At 40.9% G+C, this 18,837-nt stretch carries 17 protein-coding genes; 4 read left to right on the forward strand and 13 right to left on the reverse strand.

Annotation, left to right across the window (positions count from 1 at the left end; genetic code table 11):
- Positions 1-407: 407 nt before the first annotated feature.
- The 10 genes from atpG to ACWICE_RS00390 form a co-directional block, all read right to left on the reverse strand.
- On the reverse strand, positions 408-1,289 hold the full coding sequence (atpG, locus tag ACWICE_RS00345; protein ID WP_185210879.1) for an ATP synthase F1 subunit gamma: 882 nt from the start codon (positions 1,287-1,289) through the stop codon (positions 408-410).
- A 105-nt stretch (positions 1,290-1,394) separates the two neighbouring features.
- Positions 1,395-2,969 (reverse strand): F0F1 ATP synthase subunit alpha, encoded by a 1,575-nt coding sequence (gene atpA, locus ACWICE_RS00350; RefSeq protein ID WP_254526333.1) that lies wholly within the window; start codon positions 2,967-2,969, stop codon positions 1,395-1,397.
- 58 nt (positions 2,970-3,027) lie between these two features.
- Entirely contained in the window at positions 3,028-3,573 is a 546-nt protein-coding gene (gene atpH / locus ACWICE_RS00355; RefSeq protein ID WP_185210883.1) for an ATP synthase F1 subunit delta, read from the reverse strand.
- Between the two features lie 27 nt (positions 3,574-3,600).
- Entirely contained in the window at positions 3,601-4,101 is a 501-nt protein-coding gene (locus tag ACWICE_RS00360; RefSeq protein WP_185210885.1) for a F0F1 ATP synthase subunit B, read from the reverse strand.
- 109 nt (positions 4,102-4,210) lie between these two features.
- On the reverse strand, positions 4,211-4,402 hold the full coding sequence (gene atpE / locus ACWICE_RS00365; RefSeq protein ID WP_093098685.1) for an ATP synthase F0 subunit C: 192 nt from the start codon (positions 4,400-4,402) through the stop codon (positions 4,211-4,213).
- Positions 4,403-4,440: 38 nt separating this feature from the next.
- A complete protein-coding gene (atpB, locus tag ACWICE_RS00370) occupies positions 4,441-5,526 on the reverse strand; it encodes a F0F1 ATP synthase subunit A (protein ID WP_185210887.1) in 1,086 nt (361 codons plus the stop codon).
- An 89-nt stretch (positions 5,527-5,615) separates the two neighbouring features.
- The gene (locus tag ACWICE_RS00375; RefSeq protein WP_185210889.1) at positions 5,616-6,020 is read right to left on the reverse strand and encodes a hypothetical protein; all 405 of its coding nucleotides are present in this window, start codon (positions 6,018-6,020) and stop codon (positions 5,616-5,618) included.
- On the reverse strand, positions 6,013-6,240 hold the full coding sequence (locus ACWICE_RS00380; protein ID WP_454297389.1) for an AtpZ/AtpI family protein: 228 nt from the start codon (positions 6,238-6,240) through the stop codon (positions 6,013-6,015). Before ACWICE_RS00380 ends, ACWICE_RS00375 begins: the two co-directional genes overlap by 8 nt.
- Before the next feature lie 818 nt (positions 6,241-7,058).
- On the reverse strand, positions 7,059-7,673 hold the full coding sequence (locus ACWICE_RS00385) for a hypothetical protein (protein WP_454297390.1): 615 nt from the start codon (positions 7,671-7,673) through the stop codon (positions 7,059-7,061).
- Between the two features lie 132 nt (positions 7,674-7,805).
- Positions 7,806-10,010 (reverse strand): helix-turn-helix domain-containing protein, encoded by a 2,205-nt coding sequence (locus tag ACWICE_RS00390; protein ID WP_454297391.1) that lies wholly within the window; start codon positions 10,008-10,010, stop codon positions 7,806-7,808.
- A 109-nt stretch (positions 10,011-10,119) separates the two neighbouring features.
- Here ACWICE_RS00390 and ACWICE_RS00395 point away from each other — a divergent pair, with 109 nt between their 5' ends.
- The 4 genes from ACWICE_RS00395 (at position 10,120) to ACWICE_RS00410 (ending at position 16,005) form a co-directional block, all read left to right on the forward strand.
- Complete coding sequence (locus tag ACWICE_RS00395; RefSeq protein ID WP_185210893.1) at positions 10,120-10,626, forward strand: cupin domain-containing protein; 507 nt, start codon at positions 10,120-10,122, stop codon at positions 10,624-10,626.
- 558 nt (positions 10,627-11,184) lie between these two features.
- Positions 11,185-13,080, forward strand: a complete 1,896-nt coding sequence (locus tag ACWICE_RS00400) for a DNA topoisomerase IV subunit B (protein WP_454297392.1) — start codon at positions 11,185-11,187, stop codon at positions 13,078-13,080.
- Between the two features lie 54 nt (positions 13,081-13,134).
- The gene (purU, locus tag ACWICE_RS00405; protein WP_185216046.1) at positions 13,135-13,977 is read left to right on the forward strand and encodes a formyltetrahydrofolate deformylase; all 843 of its coding nucleotides are present in this window, start codon (positions 13,135-13,137) and stop codon (positions 13,975-13,977) included.
- Between the two features lie 246 nt (positions 13,978-14,223).
- Positions 14,224-16,005 carry a hypothetical protein gene (locus ACWICE_RS00410; RefSeq protein ID WP_454297393.1) on the forward strand — a complete coding sequence of 594 codons (1,782 nt, stop codon included), beginning with the start codon at positions 14,224-14,226 and terminating at the stop codon, positions 16,003-16,005.
- A gap of 191 nt (positions 16,006-16,196) precedes the next feature.
- Here ACWICE_RS00410 and ACWICE_RS00415 read toward each other — a convergent pair whose 3' ends face one another.
- From ACWICE_RS00415 to ACWICE_RS00425, 3 genes are all read right to left on the reverse strand, one after another.
- On the reverse strand, positions 16,197-17,102 hold the full coding sequence (locus tag ACWICE_RS00415; RefSeq protein ID WP_185216128.1) for a class I SAM-dependent methyltransferase: 906 nt from the start codon (positions 17,100-17,102) through the stop codon (positions 16,197-16,199).
- Between the two features lie 99 nt (positions 17,103-17,201).
- On the reverse strand, positions 17,202-17,966 hold the full coding sequence (locus tag ACWICE_RS00420) for an ABC transporter ATP-binding protein (protein ID WP_185210899.1): 765 nt from the start codon (positions 17,964-17,966) through the stop codon (positions 17,202-17,204).
- 6 nt (positions 17,967-17,972) lie between these two features.
- Entirely contained in the window at positions 17,973-18,707 is a 735-nt protein-coding gene (locus ACWICE_RS00425; RefSeq protein ID WP_185210901.1) for an MlaE family ABC transporter permease, read from the reverse strand.
- Positions 18,708-18,837: the final 130 nt, after the last annotated feature.

The following is an 18,837-nucleotide window of genomic DNA, read 5'->3' on the forward strand; positions in this document are numbered from 1 at the left end:
GGCTCATTTCCAGTGGCGGAGAGATGGAAAGAATGCCGTTGACCTGTGCGATGGGATTGGCCTTGGAATGCTTTCAGAAGATCATCCCCTTAAAAGGGATGATCTATTGAAAGATATTCCCGACAACAAGGCATTCTATCCATGTGCGGGAGCCCGTGCGAAAAGCCACCTTAAATGGGCCGAAGCGTTTACGGATTCGAGTTGTTTTTGGTATCCGTGAGCTCCTTCGTCGGTTTGGTTACTTTTGCGCTTCAAAAGTAACGAAGAATCTAAATTTTGTTTTTCCTTAACTTAATGACATTACCCAGCAGGACTGAAATATTTTTCAAACAATTCAACCATAGCCAACAAAAAAGCCGTTATCTCACGATAACGGCTTTCCTTATACAAATTAATATTTTTATTTATTAGCCATTTGAAAGGGCTGCAGCACCAGAAACGATCTCTGTCAACTCTGTTGTAATTGCTGCTTGACGCGCTTGGTTGTACGACAGTTTCAATTGGCGTAACAAGTCTCCTGCGTTTTCTGTTGCTTTATCCATCGCAGTCATACGGGCACCATGCTCAGACGCATGTGAATCCAGTACTGCTTTGTATAACTGAATCTTGATTGCTTTAGGAATAAGCTCTTCAATGATTTTTTCTTTTGAAGGCTCGATGATATAATCCAATTCAGCAACATTGTCCTCTTCTTTATTCTCAGGCAAAAGAGGTAAAATCTGCTCTGATGTCAAGATTTGAACGGCTGCATTACGGAACTGGTTATATACCACCTCTACGCGGTCGATGTTTCCTTCTTTAAACTGTTCCATCACGTACTCCGTAATTTTCGAAACATTTTCGAAATCCAAATTGTTGAACAATTCGTTGTTATTACCGATTACCTTGAAATCACGTTTGCTGAAGAAATCCTGACCTCTTTTTCCGATTGCGATAATACTGACATCTCCTCTTGCGAATTGATCTGCATATTTCGTTGCAATCAAATTATTGGCAGTTTTAATGGCATTAGCATTGAAAGCTCCCGCTAAACCTCTGTTTGAGGTCACCACGATGATCAATACCTTCGTAGGGATACGATCTTGCGTGAATGGCGAATTATTACCTTCTACGGAGGCTGAAACCTGAGCCAAGATCTCCCTCAATTTTGTCGCATATGGACGCAATTGGATGATAGCATTGGTTGCACGTTTCAACTTCGCTGCAGATACCATTTTCATCGCTTTGGTAATCTGTTGCGTAGAAGATACGGAGGTAATACGATTTCTAACTTCTTTTAAGTTTGCCATAATTTCATTATAGATAAGAGACATTAGACACAAGACATAAGATCTTTCATGCGTTTTGAGGCGCCATCAAGGTCTATTGTCTAATGTCTAACATCTAATGTCTAATTAATATTTTGAAGCTAATTCCTTAGCTACTTTTTCTAATACATCAGTTAATTCATCAGAGAACTTACCAGCTTTAAGTGCTGACAATACTTCTGGATGACGTTGCTCTAGTTGAGTCAAGAATTCTTCTTCGAATTCTCTCACTTTGTTTACAGGAACGTTACGTAGTAAACCTTTTGTACCTGCGTAGATAATAGCAACTTGTTTCTCTACTGAAACTGGTGAATACTGACCTTGTTTCAAGATTTCCACGTTACGGATACCTTTGTCCAATACCGCTTTTGTAGCCGCATCTAAGTCAGAACCAAATTTCGCGAAAGCTTCCAATTCACGGTACTGCGCTTGATCTAATTTCAAGGTACCAGCAACTTTCTTCATTGATTTGATCTGCGCATTACCACCTACACGTGATACCGAGATACCTACGTTGATCGCTGGGCGGATACCTGCGTTGAACAAGTTCGACTCCAAGAAGATCTGACCATCTGTGATGGAAATTACGTTGGTAGGGATATATGCAGATACGTCACCCGCTTGAGTTTCAATGATCGGAAGTGCTGTTAATGAACCACCACCTTTCACTTTGTCTTTCAATGATGCAGGAAGGTCGTTCATGTTACGAGCGATCTCATCAGAACTATTGATCTTCGCAGCACGCTCTAATAGACGAGAGTGAAGGTAGAATACGTCTCCTGGATATGCCTCACGGCCTGGAGGACGTTTCAATAATAATGACACTTCACGGTAAGCAACCGCTTGTTTAGACAAGTCATCATAAACGATCAATGCCGGACGACCTGTATCACGGAAGTATTCACCGATAGCAGCACCCGCCATTGGTGCGTAGAACTGCATTGGAGCAGGATCCGCAGCTGATGCAGATACGATCACTGTGTATGGCATAGCACCTTTTTCCTCTAATGTACGAACGATGTTCGCTACTGTAGAGTTCTTTTGTCCTACCGCAACATATATACAGAATACTGGTTGACCAGCTTCGTAAAATTCTTTTTGATTCAAAATGGTGTCGATACAAACGGCAGTCTTACCAGTTTGACGGTCACCAATCACAAGCTCACGCTGTCCACGTCCGATTGGGATCATGGCATCGATCGCTTTAAGACCAGTCTGTAATGGTTCAGTTACTGGTTGACGGTAAATAACCCCAGGAGCTTTACGCTCGATTGGCATTTCGAAAGTCTCTCCAGTAATTGGGCCTTTACCATCGATAGGCTGACCTAATGTATTTACCACACGGCCTAACATACCTTCACCTACTTTAATAGATGCGATACGGTTAGTACGTTTGATAGTATCACCTTCTTTAATTTCATCCGATGGACCTAAAAGTACAACACCTACGTTGTCTTCTTCTAAGTTCATCACAATACCTTGTAGTCCATTCGCAAACTCAACCAACTCTCCTGATTGAACTTTTGTTAAGCCGTAAATACGCGCAATACCGTCACCTACTTGCAATACGGTACCCACTTCTTCTAAATCGGCTGCTGACTTAAAGCCTGACAATTGCTCTCTTAGAATTGCCGAAACTTCATCTGGTCTTACCTCTATCATTGTTGTAATTCGTATAAGGGGTTTTTGATTCTATTATATCTTGTTCTCGAACGCCGGATTAAACTCCTTGGTTCTCGAAATGTCTCTCTAATTTATTTAGCTTGCCTTGAATACTTGCATCAATCTGCTTGTCTCCAACCTTCACTACAAAGCCACCGATCAATGATTTGTCTACTTTGTTAGCTAAGATGACCTCGGCGTTGATCTGAGCAGCAATCTGCTCTTTTAATGCCTGTAGGTTGGCCTCCGATAAAGGACTGGCCGAAACAACTTCTGCATGAACGATACCTTTAACCTCGTTGTATTCACGAACAAACTCTAAGGCTGTCGCATAAACTAATTCTGCACGGCCTTTTCTAACCATGATATTGAAGAACTCCAATATCTCCGGTCTGATTTTACCTTGAAATAAAGCCTTCAAGATCGCAAGTTTCTTATCCGTCTTAATGATCGGATTGTTTAAAACTGCTTGCAATTCCGTGTTAGATTTGATTATGGCAATAACTCCTTCGATATCCGCCTTAACCGCATCCAGACTCTCCTGCTCTACCGACAAGTCGATTAATGACTTGGCATATCTTGAAGCTACTTTGAAAACTGACATACGCTAATTTTTAAATTCGTTAACCAATTAGTTTAATTTAACATCTTTCATCAAGTCAGCTACTAAAGCTTCTTGCTTTCCTTGGTCCTCGAATTCTTTCGTTAATACTTTGCGCGCAATCTCTAAAGATAAGGTAGAAACTTGGTTCTTAACCTCAGCTAAAGCTTTTAATTTTTGGTCTTCAATCTCGCGTTTAGCTTGCTCGATCAATTTACCACCTTCAACTTGAGCTGCATCTTTTGCCTCTGCCACGATCTTATCCTTCAATACTTTTGCTTCTTTCAAGATAACATCACGCTCTTCACGAGCCTTTTTTAACAAATTCTCGTTCTCATTGGTCAAACGTGCCATTTCCAATTTCGCCTTTTCTGCGGAAGCTAAAGCATCGGTAATGCCTTTTTCGCGTTCCTCTAAAGCATTTACAATCGGTTTCCAAGCATATTTCCCTAACAAAAAGATGACGATCAAAAGGATGATCAATTGCCAGAAAAATAACCCGAATGAAAAATCATGAATTAAAGCGTCCATTTATTTACGTTATTATATTTTTGAATTTAAATTTTTTGTCTTTTTGATAAACACAACTTGCAACCAACCGTTGCAAGATGTGTCCATTGTCTTTTGTAATAAGCTTAGCTTATTTACCTAATAGAAGAGCACCGAATGCTAAACCTTCCAATAAGGCACCGATGATGATCATCGCTGTTTGAATTTTAGATGCTGCTTCTGGTTGACGAGCGATAGCTTCCATTGCTGAACCACCGATTTTACCTAAACCTAAACCAGCTCCGATAACGATCAAACCTGCTCCTACTAAATTTGGAATCATAACAATTTTATATTTAAAAATTTAACAAAAAATTCGAATTAATGATGCGAATGCTCTTCCACTGCCATACCGATAAATAAGGATGACAACATCGTAAAGATAAACGCTTGTAAGAATGCTACCAATAATTCCAAGAAGAATAATAACAACGTTAGAATTAAGGAAACACTCACTGAACCTACAACAGTCAACTGATGTTGCAACAAATACACAACAGCAATCAGACCCATTACAACGGTGTGACCAGCTGTAATGTTTGCAAACAAACGAACCATCAAGGAGAAAGGCTTAGTAAACAAACCTAATACTTCGATTGGCGCTAGAACAAATTTGAAAGGAACCGGTACTCCTGGCATCCAGAAAATATGTTTCCAGTAATCTTTGTTTGCTTTAAAATTCGTAATGAAAAATGTAAACAGGGCTAAACACAATGTAACAGAGATATTTCCAGTTACGTTTACTCCTAGTGGAGTTAGCCCTAATAAGTTCAATAAAAAGATCAAGAAGAATACAGACAACAAATATGGCATGAATTCTTTGTAACGATGCCCGATGTTAGGGATCGCCATCTCATCTCTCACGTATAGAACCAATGGCTCCAATGCACGTCCAATTCCTTTAGGAACCACGTTTGAACCGTTTTTATATGTTTTAGCTAAACTTGTAAATCCAATGAACAACAACAAAGCAGCCAACATCAAACCTAAAACATTCTTGGTAATCGAGAAGTCCCAAGGTTTTGCATTTGTTGGGTGATGTTTGTCATCGTATGTAATCGTACCTGCAGCATCTGTCTTGTAGATTTTGCCATGGTACAATTTGTAAAATTGACCGTCTTTTTCTACTACTTTATCGCCATGCTCGAACTCACCGGAAGAAAAAACCTTCAGACCACCATCAATCAAGATAACTGGTAAAGGGAAGCCATAATTCTTTCCTGTTTTAGAATCAGTAAAGAAATTGAAATAGTAATCATCCTTTAAGTGGTGTTGAATATGAGCGTTAATTTCCTCAGAACTAGAAGTTTCACCATGTGTATGCCCTTCTTCAGCAACTGAGCGGAATGGATTAACAGTAAACAAAATTACTGCAAATAATAAAAGTACTTTCTTAAGACTCACCATTTTAAAATAATGTTGAATTATGACAAATTTTGCGCAAAATTACAATTTTATTTGGCATAAATTCAGAATTGTTTAAACTTTTTAAAAAATTAGTTTTTATTAACCGTTTCTTGTTGATTTACAATATAATAGGCCGCAAAGGCATCATACATCAAATAAACAAAAAACACCACTAGAAAATTAAGCTCAATAAAATCATTCTCGAGTAGATTGATCCCCTCATGAATGAACACATAACTGCCCACCGCTTTCAGGGTCATGCCGACCAAAAACGCAAAGCCGACCTGCACCGGCATCGTATAATCGATGAGCAACAAAATAATGACCATGACAACGGAAGCAATCGCCCCGAAGGTATACATCCCCTCTAAACTATAGCCCGATCCTATCCACCAATGATCATGATGGTTCATCTTCAAAACGGCATAATGTATCCCAAAACATACACCTGTGACGCCAAGCAGAACTAATAATAAGAGCAGGTATCTATTCATTTCTATTGATATAATTTACTTGTTTAATAAATTGATATAGGGAAAGTCCGACGCCAAACATCGTCAATCCCTTCATCCACCACTCCCCTTCTACCGCATATTTTTCGTCCAGCCAAGTCCCTAACCAGTAGAACACATAGATGGTCATCCCCATTTGAAAGGGCATGGAGGTAAATACCAACCATTTGTTGACCTTCTTATTTGACTTGCTTTCCTTCAAACTCTAGTAGATGGGTTAGCTAACAAAGATAATTAAATCTCATTAGGCTAAACCTTTTGTGTCGATTTTTTGTAAAAAAGCTGTTATTTGACTTCAAAATGATCGATTAACGGGCATATGAAGCTATTTGCAGGTAATTGTCAAGGATGTCTTGGTTTGAACCAGGATTAAAAGGATGGGAGGATGGACCAAGATTATGATCATATGTCGCAGGAAATTCCCCGATACTGTAGAGGCGTATCGAATACGCCCGCCCCATATAAACCTAAATTATTATCATTTTCTGAATAAAGAAACTCCATGATTTTCATATTCTCGTCCGTACAATTTCCAGAACCCAAACCCCTTGAGGGGTGAAATATTTGTAGAATCTTGGATGTTTGAAATGGCGAACCCACAGCGTGGGTGAAATATTTTTCAATAATTCCTCTTTATGGGTTAAAAAAGATAAAAAACAGTTTGTTCATCTTACGATTCACAACGACAACCAGATCGAAAAATAAAATAAAATAGATCCTTCGCTTCGCTTCTGAATCCCTTTTTAGTGCATTTTGATTCTGAACGATAAGTGAGGAATCTGTACGGATCTTCTACTGAAGATATTGTCATCCTTAACCTTCGGTTAAGCACCTGTACAGCCCTGCAAAAAATGATTTTTTTAATTTAGGATGTTTGCATTTCTCCGAGATTCTTCCTCCGTCAGAATGACACAAAAACTATTAACAAAATGATATTGTCAACATCCTGCTATCAGTTTCCGAAAAATTTTATCCAATTTTTTAACCCTCTGCGTGACACCGGATTTCAAATCATAAACACTAGTTCTGGGAAATAAAATACTGGTCGGTATTCAGATAAATTATAGGAGGAAATTCTCCCTTATTATGGGCCAAAAGGTTTTCAATGACTACTTCATTAAGATCGGTTACTCGCTTATCCAACATCCTGGACCATAAAACAACAATAATCTCTGGTTCATCAACCAACTTTTCATCAAGGTTGAAATTCTTCAATAAAGCGGCTAAGGAAATATTCTCGCTTGATATATCAACAGCCGTCTTCGGGATATATTTATCAAACCGACCATCATAACGCCAATTCAGCGTCCTTATATTTTTACCAGGAGCATAACAATTGGCATGAAATGAAACTAGTTTTTGATCCTTAAAATAGAGTAATTGAATCGGCTGGGCAGCATTGTTCTTAAAAGTATCCGTGTACAGTAGCACATAGTTCTGCATACCGGAATCAGGCACTGCAAAGGAATATTTCGTTCCTTGGTATGGTCCTGTCAATTCAGCAGCAAACTTTTCATATTCCTGTTGATCAAACTCCTTTATATCCTTTATTCCAGCCGCTTTGTAAACCATGGCTCTACAGGAAGTCAGGAATAGCAAAAGGAAAAACAAACCCGTAAAAACTCTCATATTCATTTCATTTAGATTAACAATCGTTTCCAGTAAAGCTAATTATTATTGAATTTAATCAATTAGCAATAAACAAAACGAAATCAGCTTAAACTTTAAGAATTCTTAACAAATTTAGTTTAACCAACTGCTTCGATCTTACTTCTCAGCTACTTCCATATACTTTTGGGCAATCCTGATCTGTGGGTAATCTACTTTCATGTCCATCAAGGTTCTTAGCTCGGTCGCTGAAGCATCTGGATGTGACTTGATGACCTTGACAATGTTTTGCAGCTCGGCATCCGGAATCAAATCTGATGCTTCAATATCGGAACCTATAAAATTGATCAGATGACCATAGATGGTTCCTACCACCATATCGCGTTTCGTAGCAATCTCTTCAATATCCATCCCATCCATAAACATATCCAGGGAAATCTGTTTGGTATCCTTCTCCTTTTCTTCTACTTCCTTCGCCAGATCCTCCTTAGGCTTGTTCCATTGCAGCAACTCCTCTGTCAGTTCATCCGAGGACTTATTTAGGGCTTCCGCAATAGTTAGGCTATGTTTGAGCTGCTCATGCTTTCTCTTGAAATCCAACAAAATACTCTTTAGTGTAGAAATATATTTCTTGGTCCTTTTCTTAACCTGCCATTGCTCAATATGCTTCTCCATTGGCGCTAAACATTCCTTATCAAATGTGGGAATAAACCAGCTGACCGCCGCTTTAGATCGCTCGCAAATCTTTTCATAGTCAAGGTCTACCTGACCCAGCATTTTGTACAGTTGGGTGATAAATTTGTTGGCCACCACTTCCTGTGCCTTTAATTTTGACAGCATGTCCTTCAGGAATTCAACGGCCTCATCTTTACCCTCAATTTTCTTACCTTCTTGCTCCACGATCAGGGATTCCATTTCTTCACACATACTGTTCCAGCGGAAACTCTGCAATAAGATCTGACCGAGATATCGTTTTTGGGACTCCTGTAGGATCGGTTCTAAATCGGTGATGGCCTCCATCTGTTTCATAAAGCTGACCACCTGATAATCCGTACGGATGGCATAGGAAGGAACCCTGGAACGCAACACCAAACCTTCCAAGCCAGTCAACCTGCTCAGGGCTACATAGACCTGTCCAGCTGCAAAGGAAGTCCCTGCATCAATGATTGCCTTTTCAAAGGTCAAACCTTGGCTCTTATGGATGGTAATGGCCCATGCCAATCGCAAAGGAAATTGAGAGAATGTACCCAATACCTCCTCTTCGATCTTGTCATCTCCTTTGTTATAGGAATAGCGGATATTCTCCCAAGTTTCTCGTTTGACTTCCACATCCTCTTCCCCATTCGGAAAGGAAACTATGATCTTATGCTTTTCAACTTGAATATCCTTCACCGTACCGATCTTTCCATTGAAATAACGGCGTTCCTCACCTACATCATTCTTGATAAACATCACCTGTGCACCGACCCTCAGGCTCAAGGTCTCCTCTGCTGGAAACAGTCCATTCTGAAATTCATCCTTGATAATGGACTTAATATGATGCAGCTTGCTGTCCAAGCTTTCCAGCTTCTCTTGGTTGATCTGGTCCGCAAGTCTATTATGTGAGGTCAAGGTAATATATTGTTCCCCTTCTGGGGCGATAAAATCCGGTTTGTAATGGGTATTCAAGTCATCGAGATCGTCATTTGTAGTCTCATTATTCCTGATTTTATTCAAGATATTGATGAAAGCATCATCCTGTTGCCTATAGATTTTCTGAAGTTCAATCAGTACCGGTGGCTGCTGCTTGAAAACTTTGGCATCAAAGAAAAACACACTGGAATAATAATCCCGAAGGACCTGCCATTCGCGATCTTGGACCACGGGCGGCAATTGGTACAGATCCCCAATAAAAAGAACCTGAACGCCTCCAAATGGGCGCATATCTCGACGTACACTTTTCAGGATGACATCAATAGCATCCAAGGTATCCGCACGGACCATGGAAACTTCATCAATTACCAACAGTTCCAATTCTTGCAGGATGGCGCGACGGTTCTTGGTTAATTTAATCGTACTAAACAACCTGTGCTTGTTGTAAATAAATTGGTCTGAATCTCCCCATTGCAAGGGATAATCTTCGATAAACACACCGAATGGCAGCCAGAACAGGGCATGAAGTGTTGTCCCGCCGGCATTCATCGCAGCCACACCTGTCGGCGCAGTGATGGCCATTTTCTTGTAGCTGTTCTCTCGGATAAACTTCAAAAAAGTAGTCTTTCCAGTCCCTGCTTTCCCTGTTAGAAATATGGGTTGCTGAGTCTGGTTAACGAACGCGACGGCCTTGGAAAAAATATCATTTTGTGTATCGAATGCTTGTGACATGAGGAAATTTCTTATTTTGCAAATATAAGGTAAATCAATCGATAGACTGATTTATGGCTTGTATTAATACAAAAGTTATATTATCTTCACATAAGTAAACATCGTAACCATGACATATATAGATAAAAGCGAATTATTTCAAGAGATTTCAAGTAAATTGACCAATAAGGGATTCAAGATTGAAAGCGAAGATCAGAATAGACCTTGGGGTGGATTTTTTGTGATCAACGAAGATCAGGCACAGGAATTTGCCGACGCTTATTTTGAAGGCCTAAACGTTCAAGACCTGAGAATATCTGGCAAATTAAGCCCAAAAGTTTTGATTGTAGGTCCTAACAAACGTTTATCATGGCAATATCACCACCGTAGAGCTGAAATTTGGCGTGTCATCCGTGGAGAAGTTGGTGTAGTAACCAGCCCTACTGATGAGGAACATGAACTAAAGATCTTAAAAGAAGGGGATTCCATCCGCCTTTCCCAAGGTGAAAGACATCGTCTTGTAGGATTGGGTTCCTACGGAGTCGTTGCTGAAATCTGGCAACATACCGACTCTGCCAATCCATCTGATGAAGATGATATCGTAAGAGTTCAAGATGACTTCGGAAGAGGGGTCTAAGGAATCCATAACATATACAAAAGGGAGATTTTCATGAAAATCTCCCTTTTCGTTTGAAAGCATTCATGAGGATATTAATCTGTCCTCTATTCTTACTTGAGTTTCTTACTGACCTCATTCGAGACACATTCCGAATTTTTGCAACGTGTGTGCAACAGCATTAAGTCTAAGTCCGAATCATTCTCGAATATGTCTCGAATAAGACCTCCTTTCTTTTCTAAAAAAAACTAGGGCAAACCTAGGAAATATAACATCCAGAAGACAGCAAGATGATGCTGATAAAAATCTAAACAGGACAGTTTTATCACTACAATAACCTACGAATCAAGAACTTAAAACCACTTTTTCACGTGAAATAACAATTATTTGGCCATTAGATGTGGATAACTCCAATTGACAAAGCAATCAAAATTCCATTTCAGGCCTATCAATTGACAAGAATATTCCTTGTTTTGTGATGTGCAATTCTATTGACGAATTAAATGTGCAAAAGTGTTGTGCAAAAGTCGATTAACTTTTTTATATTTTTGCGATGGTTCAAGAATATCGAAAAACATTATGAGTACATATAACGAAGATAGCATACGGTCCCTAGATTGGAAGGAACATATCCGACTGAGACCTGGGATGTATATTGGTAAGCTGGGGGATGGATCGGCCTATGATGATGGTATTTATGTATTATTGAAAGAGGTGGTTGACAACTCCATCGACGAGTTTGTCATGGGTGCTGGTAAGATCATCGATATCACCGTAAATGAGAACAGAGTGACGGTACGTGATTATGGCCGTGGTATTCCAATTGGTTCCGTAGTAGATGTTGTTTCCAAAATCAATACGGGCGGTAAGTACGACAGTAAAGCCTTTCAAAAATCGGTAGGTTTGAACGGAGTAGGTACCAAAGCGGTGAATGCCCTTTCCAATCAGTTTTCCGTACAATCATATAGACAGAACGTTACGCGTATTGCGCAATTCAGCAAAGGGGAATTGATTTCTGATGAGCAAAAGGATACCACCCAGCGCAACGGTACATCAGTGACCTTCTATCCTGATGACAGCATTTTCCGGAACTATAAATATAGATTGGAATTTGTGGAGAACATGATCTGGAATTATGTTTTCTTAAATTCTGGACTGACCATTAACTTCAATGGGCAGCGTTTCATCTCTGAAAATGGACTAAAAGACTTATTGGAGCGCAATGTAGATACCGAAGGGATGCGATATCCGATCATTCACCTTAAAGGGGATGATATAGAGATCGCCATGACCCACGGTCAGCAATATGGGGAAGAATATTATTCTTTTGTCAACGGACAACATACCACACAGGGCGGTACGCATCAAGCAGCCTATCGTGAGGCGGTCGTGAAGACGATCCGCGAGTTCTACAAAAAGGAATTCGATGCTTCTGATGTACGTGCATCCATCATTGGAGCGATTGCCATCAAGGTACAAGAACCTGTATTCGAATCGCAGACCAAAACCAAGCTAGGTTCCCAAAGCGTTGGTCCTGAAGGTCCGACCGTGCGTACCTTCATCAATGACTTTGTCAAGAAGGCATTAGATGATTATCTGCATAAGAATCCGGCAACTGCAGATGCTCTGCAAAAGCGTATCATGCAATCGGAGCGCGAGCGTAAGGATATTGCTGGAATCAAGAAATTGGCCAATGAACGCGCGAAAAAAGCTTCCCTGCACAACAGAAAATTGAGGGACTGCAAAGTTCACTTTAGTGACAAGCATGAGCGCAACCTTGAAACTACCTTATTTATTACGGAGGGAGATTCTGCATCTGGATCGATCACCAAATCCAGGGATGTATATACACAAGCGGTATTCAGTCTTAAAGGAAAGCCGTTAAACTCTTATGGCCTGACCAAAAAGATCGTTTATGAAAACGAAGAATTCAACTTATTGCAACATGCCCTGAACATTGAGGATGGGATCGAAGGCCTTCGCTATAACAATATCGTGATCGCAACGGATGCCGATGTGGATGGTATGCACATCCGCCTTCTATTGATGACCTTCTTCCTGCAGTTCTTCCCTGAATTGGTAAAAGCAGGACATGTATCCATCCTTCAAACCCCATTATTTAGGGTCCGTAATAAAAAGGAAACGATCTACTGCTACTCCGACGAAGAGCGGGTGAATGCCATCAAAAAATTGGGTTCAAAACCGGAGATCACCCGATTCAAAGGTTTGGGAGAGATCTCACCTTCGGAATTTGGCATGTTTATCGGAGAAAACATTCGTTTAGAGCCGGTAATCTTATCAAAGGACAATAAGCTTCCACAGTTGCTGGAATATTATATGGGTAAAAATACCCCGGACCGTCAAGTTCATATCGTCAACAACTTACGCGTTGAGTTGGATACTGAGGACGACTTGGTGACCGCAAAGGATGGCGTTGAAGAGGCTGCAATAGAGTCTGTTCAGGAAGCCGTTTAATAAAATATTTGTGGGGAGAGGTCTTACTTCTCCCCCTTTTTCAACCTAACCAACATGAATACGCAAACCTTAATTCTCATCCAGTGTACGGATGCAGTTGGCCTTGTCGCCATCATTTCCAATGTTTTGGCTGAACAGGAGCTTAACATCGTGAGCATGCGCGAGTTTGTTGATGAAGCCAACAAGAAGTTCTTTGTTCGGGTAGTATGCGCCGGCGAACTATACCACAAGGAAGTCCTACAGCAAGCTTTAACAAATAGACTACCTTCCAACAGCCAGGTCATGATCAATCCTGACCAAAGGAAGCGTTTGGTGATCCTGGTCACCAAGGAGCATCACTGTTTGGCAGACATCTTGGTTCGCAATTATTTCGGCACTTTCCAAGCTGAAGTCCTTGCCGTGGTTGGGAACTATGACAACCTGCAGAAATTCACGGAGAAGTTTGACCTCCCTTTCCATTATATCAGCCATGAGAACAAGAGCAAGGAACAGTTTGAAGATGAACTGGCCGAGGTAGTTTCAAGCTATCAAGCGGACTATATTGTCTTGGCGAAATTCATGCGTATCCTTTCCCCTAGTTTTGTTGCCAAGTTTAAGGGCAAACTCATCAACATTCACCATTCCTTCTTGCCAGCCTTTATCGGAGCGAATCCCTATAAGCAGGCGCATGATCGCGGCGTGAAGATCATTGGCGCTACGGCCCACTTCGTTACCGACGACCTCGACGAAGGACCGATCATCGTCCAGAACACCAAATCCGTTGACCACAGCTACGACGTCAGCGGTATGCGCACCGCAGGGTCCGAAATCGAAAAAGCCGTCCTGAGCCGCGCCATCCAGCTCCTCTCCGAAGACCGCGTAATGCTGCACGGAAATAGGACGATTGTGTTTAAGTAAGACATTAGACACAAGACATAAGACACAAGACCTTTCTAAATCAAGGATATACTATACAAGAAGATCATTTGAATAGACTATGCGTAGTTAGCTATATAAGAGTAAAGAATGGTCAACCTATATCAGGGACGGACAATAGTCTATTGTCTAATGTCTTTATAGTGACCAACATCACATTTTCCTTTTATCAGCTGTTACTTTTTGTATGGGGATTGTTTTGTTATTTGCGGACAGTAAAAGATATACATGACGCATTCATTTCATATTCCTGTTTTAGGCCTTGCATTTTCGATAGATACGCCGATTAAAGTTGCTCAATTTGGTATTTCTTCGGTTATTTCGATCGTGGATGATGAGTTGATTGAGCGGATGCGCGAGTATTATTCGAAGAAGTATGAGCTAGCTTACGAGGCGATCAGCAAGAAACATGCTGATTACCGTGCAACACGTATCTGTAAATATTTGGATTTAGTTCAGGATTTGGTTTCTGAACAGGTGGAGCGCTTGAAACGTGTGGACTGGAAAGAGGATAAGGATGCTCAGCGTTATTTTGAGCTGCTTCCGGAGGCACATCCGAGCAAGGAAAAATATACGCTCTGGAAATCATTGAAGCATGGCTATGAAAAGCATTTGGTTGCCAATGATATCCGCGAGGCCATGGTTCCAGGGGAAATCGACGTGAACATCATGTCTAAAGTGGACAAGATCAATAGAGATGCCGATGGCAATGAGCTGCCGGAGGTATTTTCGGATGCATCAGCAGCGGTACGAGGTTTTGCGATGAGCAAATTGCAGTCCTCATTGGTACTTTCCGCAGGGATGAATCCAAGGTTATATGCGTACCTATCAGAGTTGGGTACCTTCTTTCCAGATGCCGATGGAAATTTCAAGAAGAAGATTACTCTGAAGGTGTCAGACTATAGGTCGGCACTTATCCAAGCCAAGTATTTGGCAAAAAGAGGTATTTGGATTTCCGAATACCGGATTGAATCGGGCTTAAACTGTGGCGGTCATGCGTTTGCCACCGACGGATTTCTTTTAGGCCCGATTCTCGAAGAATTTAAGAACAATAAGGAAGCACTGATTGCGGAAATATTCCCGCTCTACCAAAGTGCCCTTCAAGAATTAGGTCTAAATAGTGAAAACGCTCCTGCAATCAAGTTTTCCGTCCAAGGAGGTGTGGGAACTTCGCAGGAGCATTCTTTCTTATTGGATTATTATAACATGGATGCCGTAGGTTGGGGGTCACCCTTCCTGCTGGTTCCGGAAGCTACGACGGTAGATGAGGAAACCCTCAATAACCTAGCAACAGCTACAGCGGATGATTTCTACATTTCCCAAGCTTCTCCATTAGGGGTTCCATTCAACAACTTCAGGAAGAGCACTGCAGAGCAGAGCCGTCTGAAAAGGATTGAACAGGGCAAACCCGGATTCCCCTGCACCAAGAAATACTTGGTTTCAGATACGAGCAATAGTACCGAGCCAGTTTGTACCGCTTCCCGGGTATATCAATTGAACAAGATCAATGAGTTAAAGCAACAGGAACTCGATGAAGCGAGTTATCAATTGGCTTACAATAAGATCGTTGAAAAACAATGCCTATGTGAAGGCTTGGCAACGCCGGCATATTTGAAATATGGTATCCTCAAACCTAGGGAAAGGGATGCTGTTGCCATCTGCCCTGGGCCGAACACCGCATATTTCAATAAAGTTTATAGTCTAAAGGAAATGGTTGACCATATTTATGGACGCGTCAATGTCTTAAATGGCGTGAATAGACCATCTTTTTTTATAAACGAACTCGATCTATATGTTAAACACTTGGCAGGATATATCAATGAAAACCTGTCAAACCTGGATGTGAAGAAGAAAAAGTACATCCAGAAATTCCACACTCAGCTCTTGGATGGTATTAGCTATTACCGTTCCCTTCAATCGAAAGTAAACTCAGCCTTTGGAGAATCCAAAACTGCATTTTATGAACAGTTGAACAGACTTGAGTCCCAACTTAGCCCCTTAAATGTGTAATAATAAGAAACCTACCTATGAAAAACGAAAGAGGTTGCCGATCATGGCAACCTCTTTTTTAATGTTTGTATGGAGCGGGCGCATGCGATACACCCCCCTACGAATTTTATCTGTATTTACAGGAATTAGGATCTTGGTCTATCCTCGAATCCATTCCATCCTGGTTCAAATACCCCTCTTATTTCTACTGTCTAATCAGCTATTTTCCTGAACTTCCCAAAAACACCTAATGGTAATTTTGGACCTGCAGTTGCTTGTAGGTATAGCTCTCCAATCTCTAGGTTTTGGACTTTCGGGAAGGAAGTTTTGATAAGGTTTTCGACGATTACGGAAGAGAAACCTAGGGAATATGTATTGAGGATCAGGAAGTGCTCTTTAGGGTCCAATAGTTGAACGACATCGCGCATCATTTCCATGATATGGTCTTCCAATTTCCATTTTTCACCTTTAGGACCGTGTCCATAGGCTGGTGGATCAAGGATAATTCCATTATAGGTATTCCCGCGTTTCAGTTCACGTTTTACGAATTTCAAAGCGTCTTCAACAACCCAACGGATATCGCTGATTCCAGAAAGTTCCTGATTTTCATTGGCCCAAGTCACGACCTGCTTAATGGAATCCACGTGAGTGGTATCAGCACCGGCAGCTTTGGCGATCAAAGATGCTCCACCTGTATAAGCAAAAAGGTTTAATACTTTGGGTTTAGGAGTCTTGAAGGATTTCACAGAATCGGAGATATAATCCCAATTGACAGCTTGTTCAGGGAATATCCCGACATGCTTAAATGAAGTAAGACCAAGTCTGAACTTTATGGCTACATCTTCATTTTTATATTGTATATGCCAACGGTCTGGAGTCTTCGGGTTCTTTTTCATCCAGTCTCCAGAGGTTGCCGAACGGCCTTTGAATTTGATATGATAACGTTTATTCCATTCTGCATCGCCCAATGCTTTAGGCCATACTGCCTGTGGTTCAGGACGAATGAGGATCAGTTCACCAAAACGTTCAAGTTTTTCAAAATCACCACAGTCGATCAGTTCATAATCTTTCCAGTGTTGCGGTGTAAGGAGTTGAATTTGGGTATCGTTGTTCAAGATGCAATATTTAAAGGACCATAAAAGCCATCATAAAACAAGATGTTAGCATTGTTTTATGCAGGTTTTTTCTGCAAAGATAGAAAAATCGAAGGAAAAGAATTACTGTTCCTTTTTCAAAGTATTGCGAGCAGCTTTCATCAAAGGGCTGGCGAACACAAAGTCATTCAATTCCTTGTTGTCAGATTTCAACATATCCTGGTTGGAACCTTCCCAATATTTCTTCCCTTTATAGAGGAACAGGATGTAATCACCAATCCCCATTACCGAGTTCATATCATGTGTCACCACGACGGTAGTACATTGATATTCTTCGGTCAGGTCCTGCACCAATTCATCGATTAGGATGGATGTAGCAGGGTCAAGTCCGGAATTCGGTTCATCACAGAAAAGATATTTGGGATTCATGCTGATTGCACGGGCAATACCGACCCTTTTTTTCATACCACCGGAAAGTTCCGATGGGTATAGGCCGTTTTTTCCAGCTAGATTTACACGTTCCAGACAGAAGTTGGCCTTATCAATCTTTTCAGATTTGCTCATTTCGGTAAACATATCCAAAGTGAAGACGATATTCTGTTCCACGGTCATGGAGTCAAATAGGGCGGAATTCTGAAATAGCATTCCAATTTCCTTACGGATGGGTACTTTTTCTTCGAAATCCATTTTGGTAAATTCCTGTTTGTCAAAGAATACCTTTCCTTGATTAGGTTGGTGCAATCCGACAATACATTTTAACAGGGTACTTTTTCCTGATCCAGAGCCACCGATAATCTGGCTTACTTTTCCAGGTTCGAAGATGGCATCGATTCCATCCAATACCACATTATCCCCAAAAGACTTATGAATATTTGTTATTTCAATCATAGAGAATTACAACATTAATGCAGTGATCAAATAGTCACATGCCAAGATGGAAATACAACCAATCACTACGGCCCTTGTTCCAGCCTGTCCAACTTCTAGAGCACCACCACGCACATAAAAACCTTTATAGGCCGGTACAGAGGTAATTATAAATCCAAACACTGTGGCCTTCACCATCGCGACAACCATGGTAAAGCCATTGAATCCCCCGCGGATACCTTCGATATAATCATCGGGCGTTACAGCACCAGAAAGGGCACCACCTAGAAGACCGCCGACCAAGGCACAAGCGATAGCGACAATAACTAGAGCCGGTACCATGATCACTCCGGCAATAATCTTCGGGAGGATCAGATAGCCTGCGGCATTGATACCCATGATCTCCAGGGCATCAATCTGTTCGGTCACACGCATAGAACCAATTTGGGAAGAGATGGAAGACCCTACTTTACCCATCAATACGAGGGCAGAAATGGTAGGTCCAAGTTCCAGGATATTGGAGTCACGGTTGATCTGTCCGATTACCGAGGTTGGAATCAAGTCAGAAACCAACTGGAAGGCGATCTGCATCGTCATTACCGCACCAATAAAGGTAGAAATGATCACAATTAAGCCCAACGACCCCACTCCTATCTCTGTCATTTCATGGAAGACCTCCTTTAGGTAAATCTTCATTTTCTCAGGTTTTCGAAAAACCTTCTTCAGTAACAAGAGATATTCACCAAAATAATAAAATATCATACGTTGGTTTTATTATATATTTTGTTTTAAATCACTAATTCTAACGAATCCTCGGCAAAAATGTTTTGGATAAGTTCAAGATACAAATTCTCGATGAATCTTTTCACCGACAAAACTAATTGATTTACCG

This window comes from Sphingobacterium sp. NPDC055346 (assembly GCF_053645235.1).

Excerpts from the sequence above, each read along its gene's own strand:
- atpG (WP_185210879.1), bottom strand. The coding sequence starts at position 1,289 with ATGGCAAACTTAAAAGAAGTTAGAAATCGTATTACCTCCGTATCTTCT.
- atpA (WP_254526333.1), bottom strand. The coding sequence starts at position 2,969 with ATGATAGAGGTAAGACCAGATGAAGTTTCGGCAATTCTAAGAGAGCAA.
- atpH (WP_185210883.1), bottom strand. The coding sequence starts at position 3,573 with ATGTCAGTTTTCAAAGTAGCTTCAAGATATGCCAAGTCATTAATCGAC.
- ACWICE_RS00360 (WP_185210885.1), bottom strand. The coding sequence starts at position 4,101 with ATGGACGCTTTAATTCATGATTTTTCATTCGGGTTATTTTTCTGGCAA.
- atpE (WP_093098685.1), bottom strand. The coding sequence starts at position 4,402 with ATGATTCCAAATTTAGTAGGAGCAGGTTTGATCGTTATCGGAGCTGGT.
- atpB (WP_185210887.1), bottom strand. The coding sequence starts at position 5,526 with ATGGTGAGTCTTAAGAAAGTACTTTTATTATTTGCAGTAATTTTGTTT.
- ACWICE_RS00375 (WP_185210889.1), bottom strand. The coding sequence starts at position 6,020 with ATGAATAGATACCTGCTCTTATTATTAGTTCTGCTTGGCGTCACAGGT.
- ACWICE_RS00385 (WP_454297390.1), bottom strand. The coding sequence starts at position 7,673 with ATGAATATGAGAGTTTTTACGGGTTTGTTTTTCCTTTTGCTATTCCTG.
- ACWICE_RS00390 (WP_454297391.1), bottom strand. The coding sequence starts at position 10,010 with ATGTCACAAGCATTCGATACACAAAATGATATTTTTTCCAAGGCCGTC.
- ACWICE_RS00395 (WP_185210893.1), top strand. The coding sequence starts at position 10,120 with ATGACATATATAGATAAAAGCGAATTATTTCAAGAGATTTCAAGTAAA.
- ACWICE_RS00400 (WP_454297392.1), top strand. The coding sequence starts at position 11,185 with ATGAGTACATATAACGAAGATAGCATACGGTCCCTAGATTGGAAGGAA.
- purU (WP_185216046.1), top strand. The coding sequence starts at position 13,135 with ATGAATACGCAAACCTTAATTCTCATCCAGTGTACGGATGCAGTTGGC.
- ACWICE_RS00410 (WP_454297393.1), top strand. The coding sequence starts at position 14,224 with ATGACGCATTCATTTCATATTCCTGTTTTAGGCCTTGCATTTTCGATA.
- ACWICE_RS00420 (WP_185210899.1), bottom strand. The coding sequence starts at position 17,966 with ATGATTGAAATAACAAATATTCATAAGTCTTTTGGGGATAATGTGGTA.
- ACWICE_RS00425 (WP_185210901.1), bottom strand. The coding sequence starts at position 18,707 with ATGATATTTTATTATTTTGGTGAATATCTCTTGTTACTGAAGAAGGTT.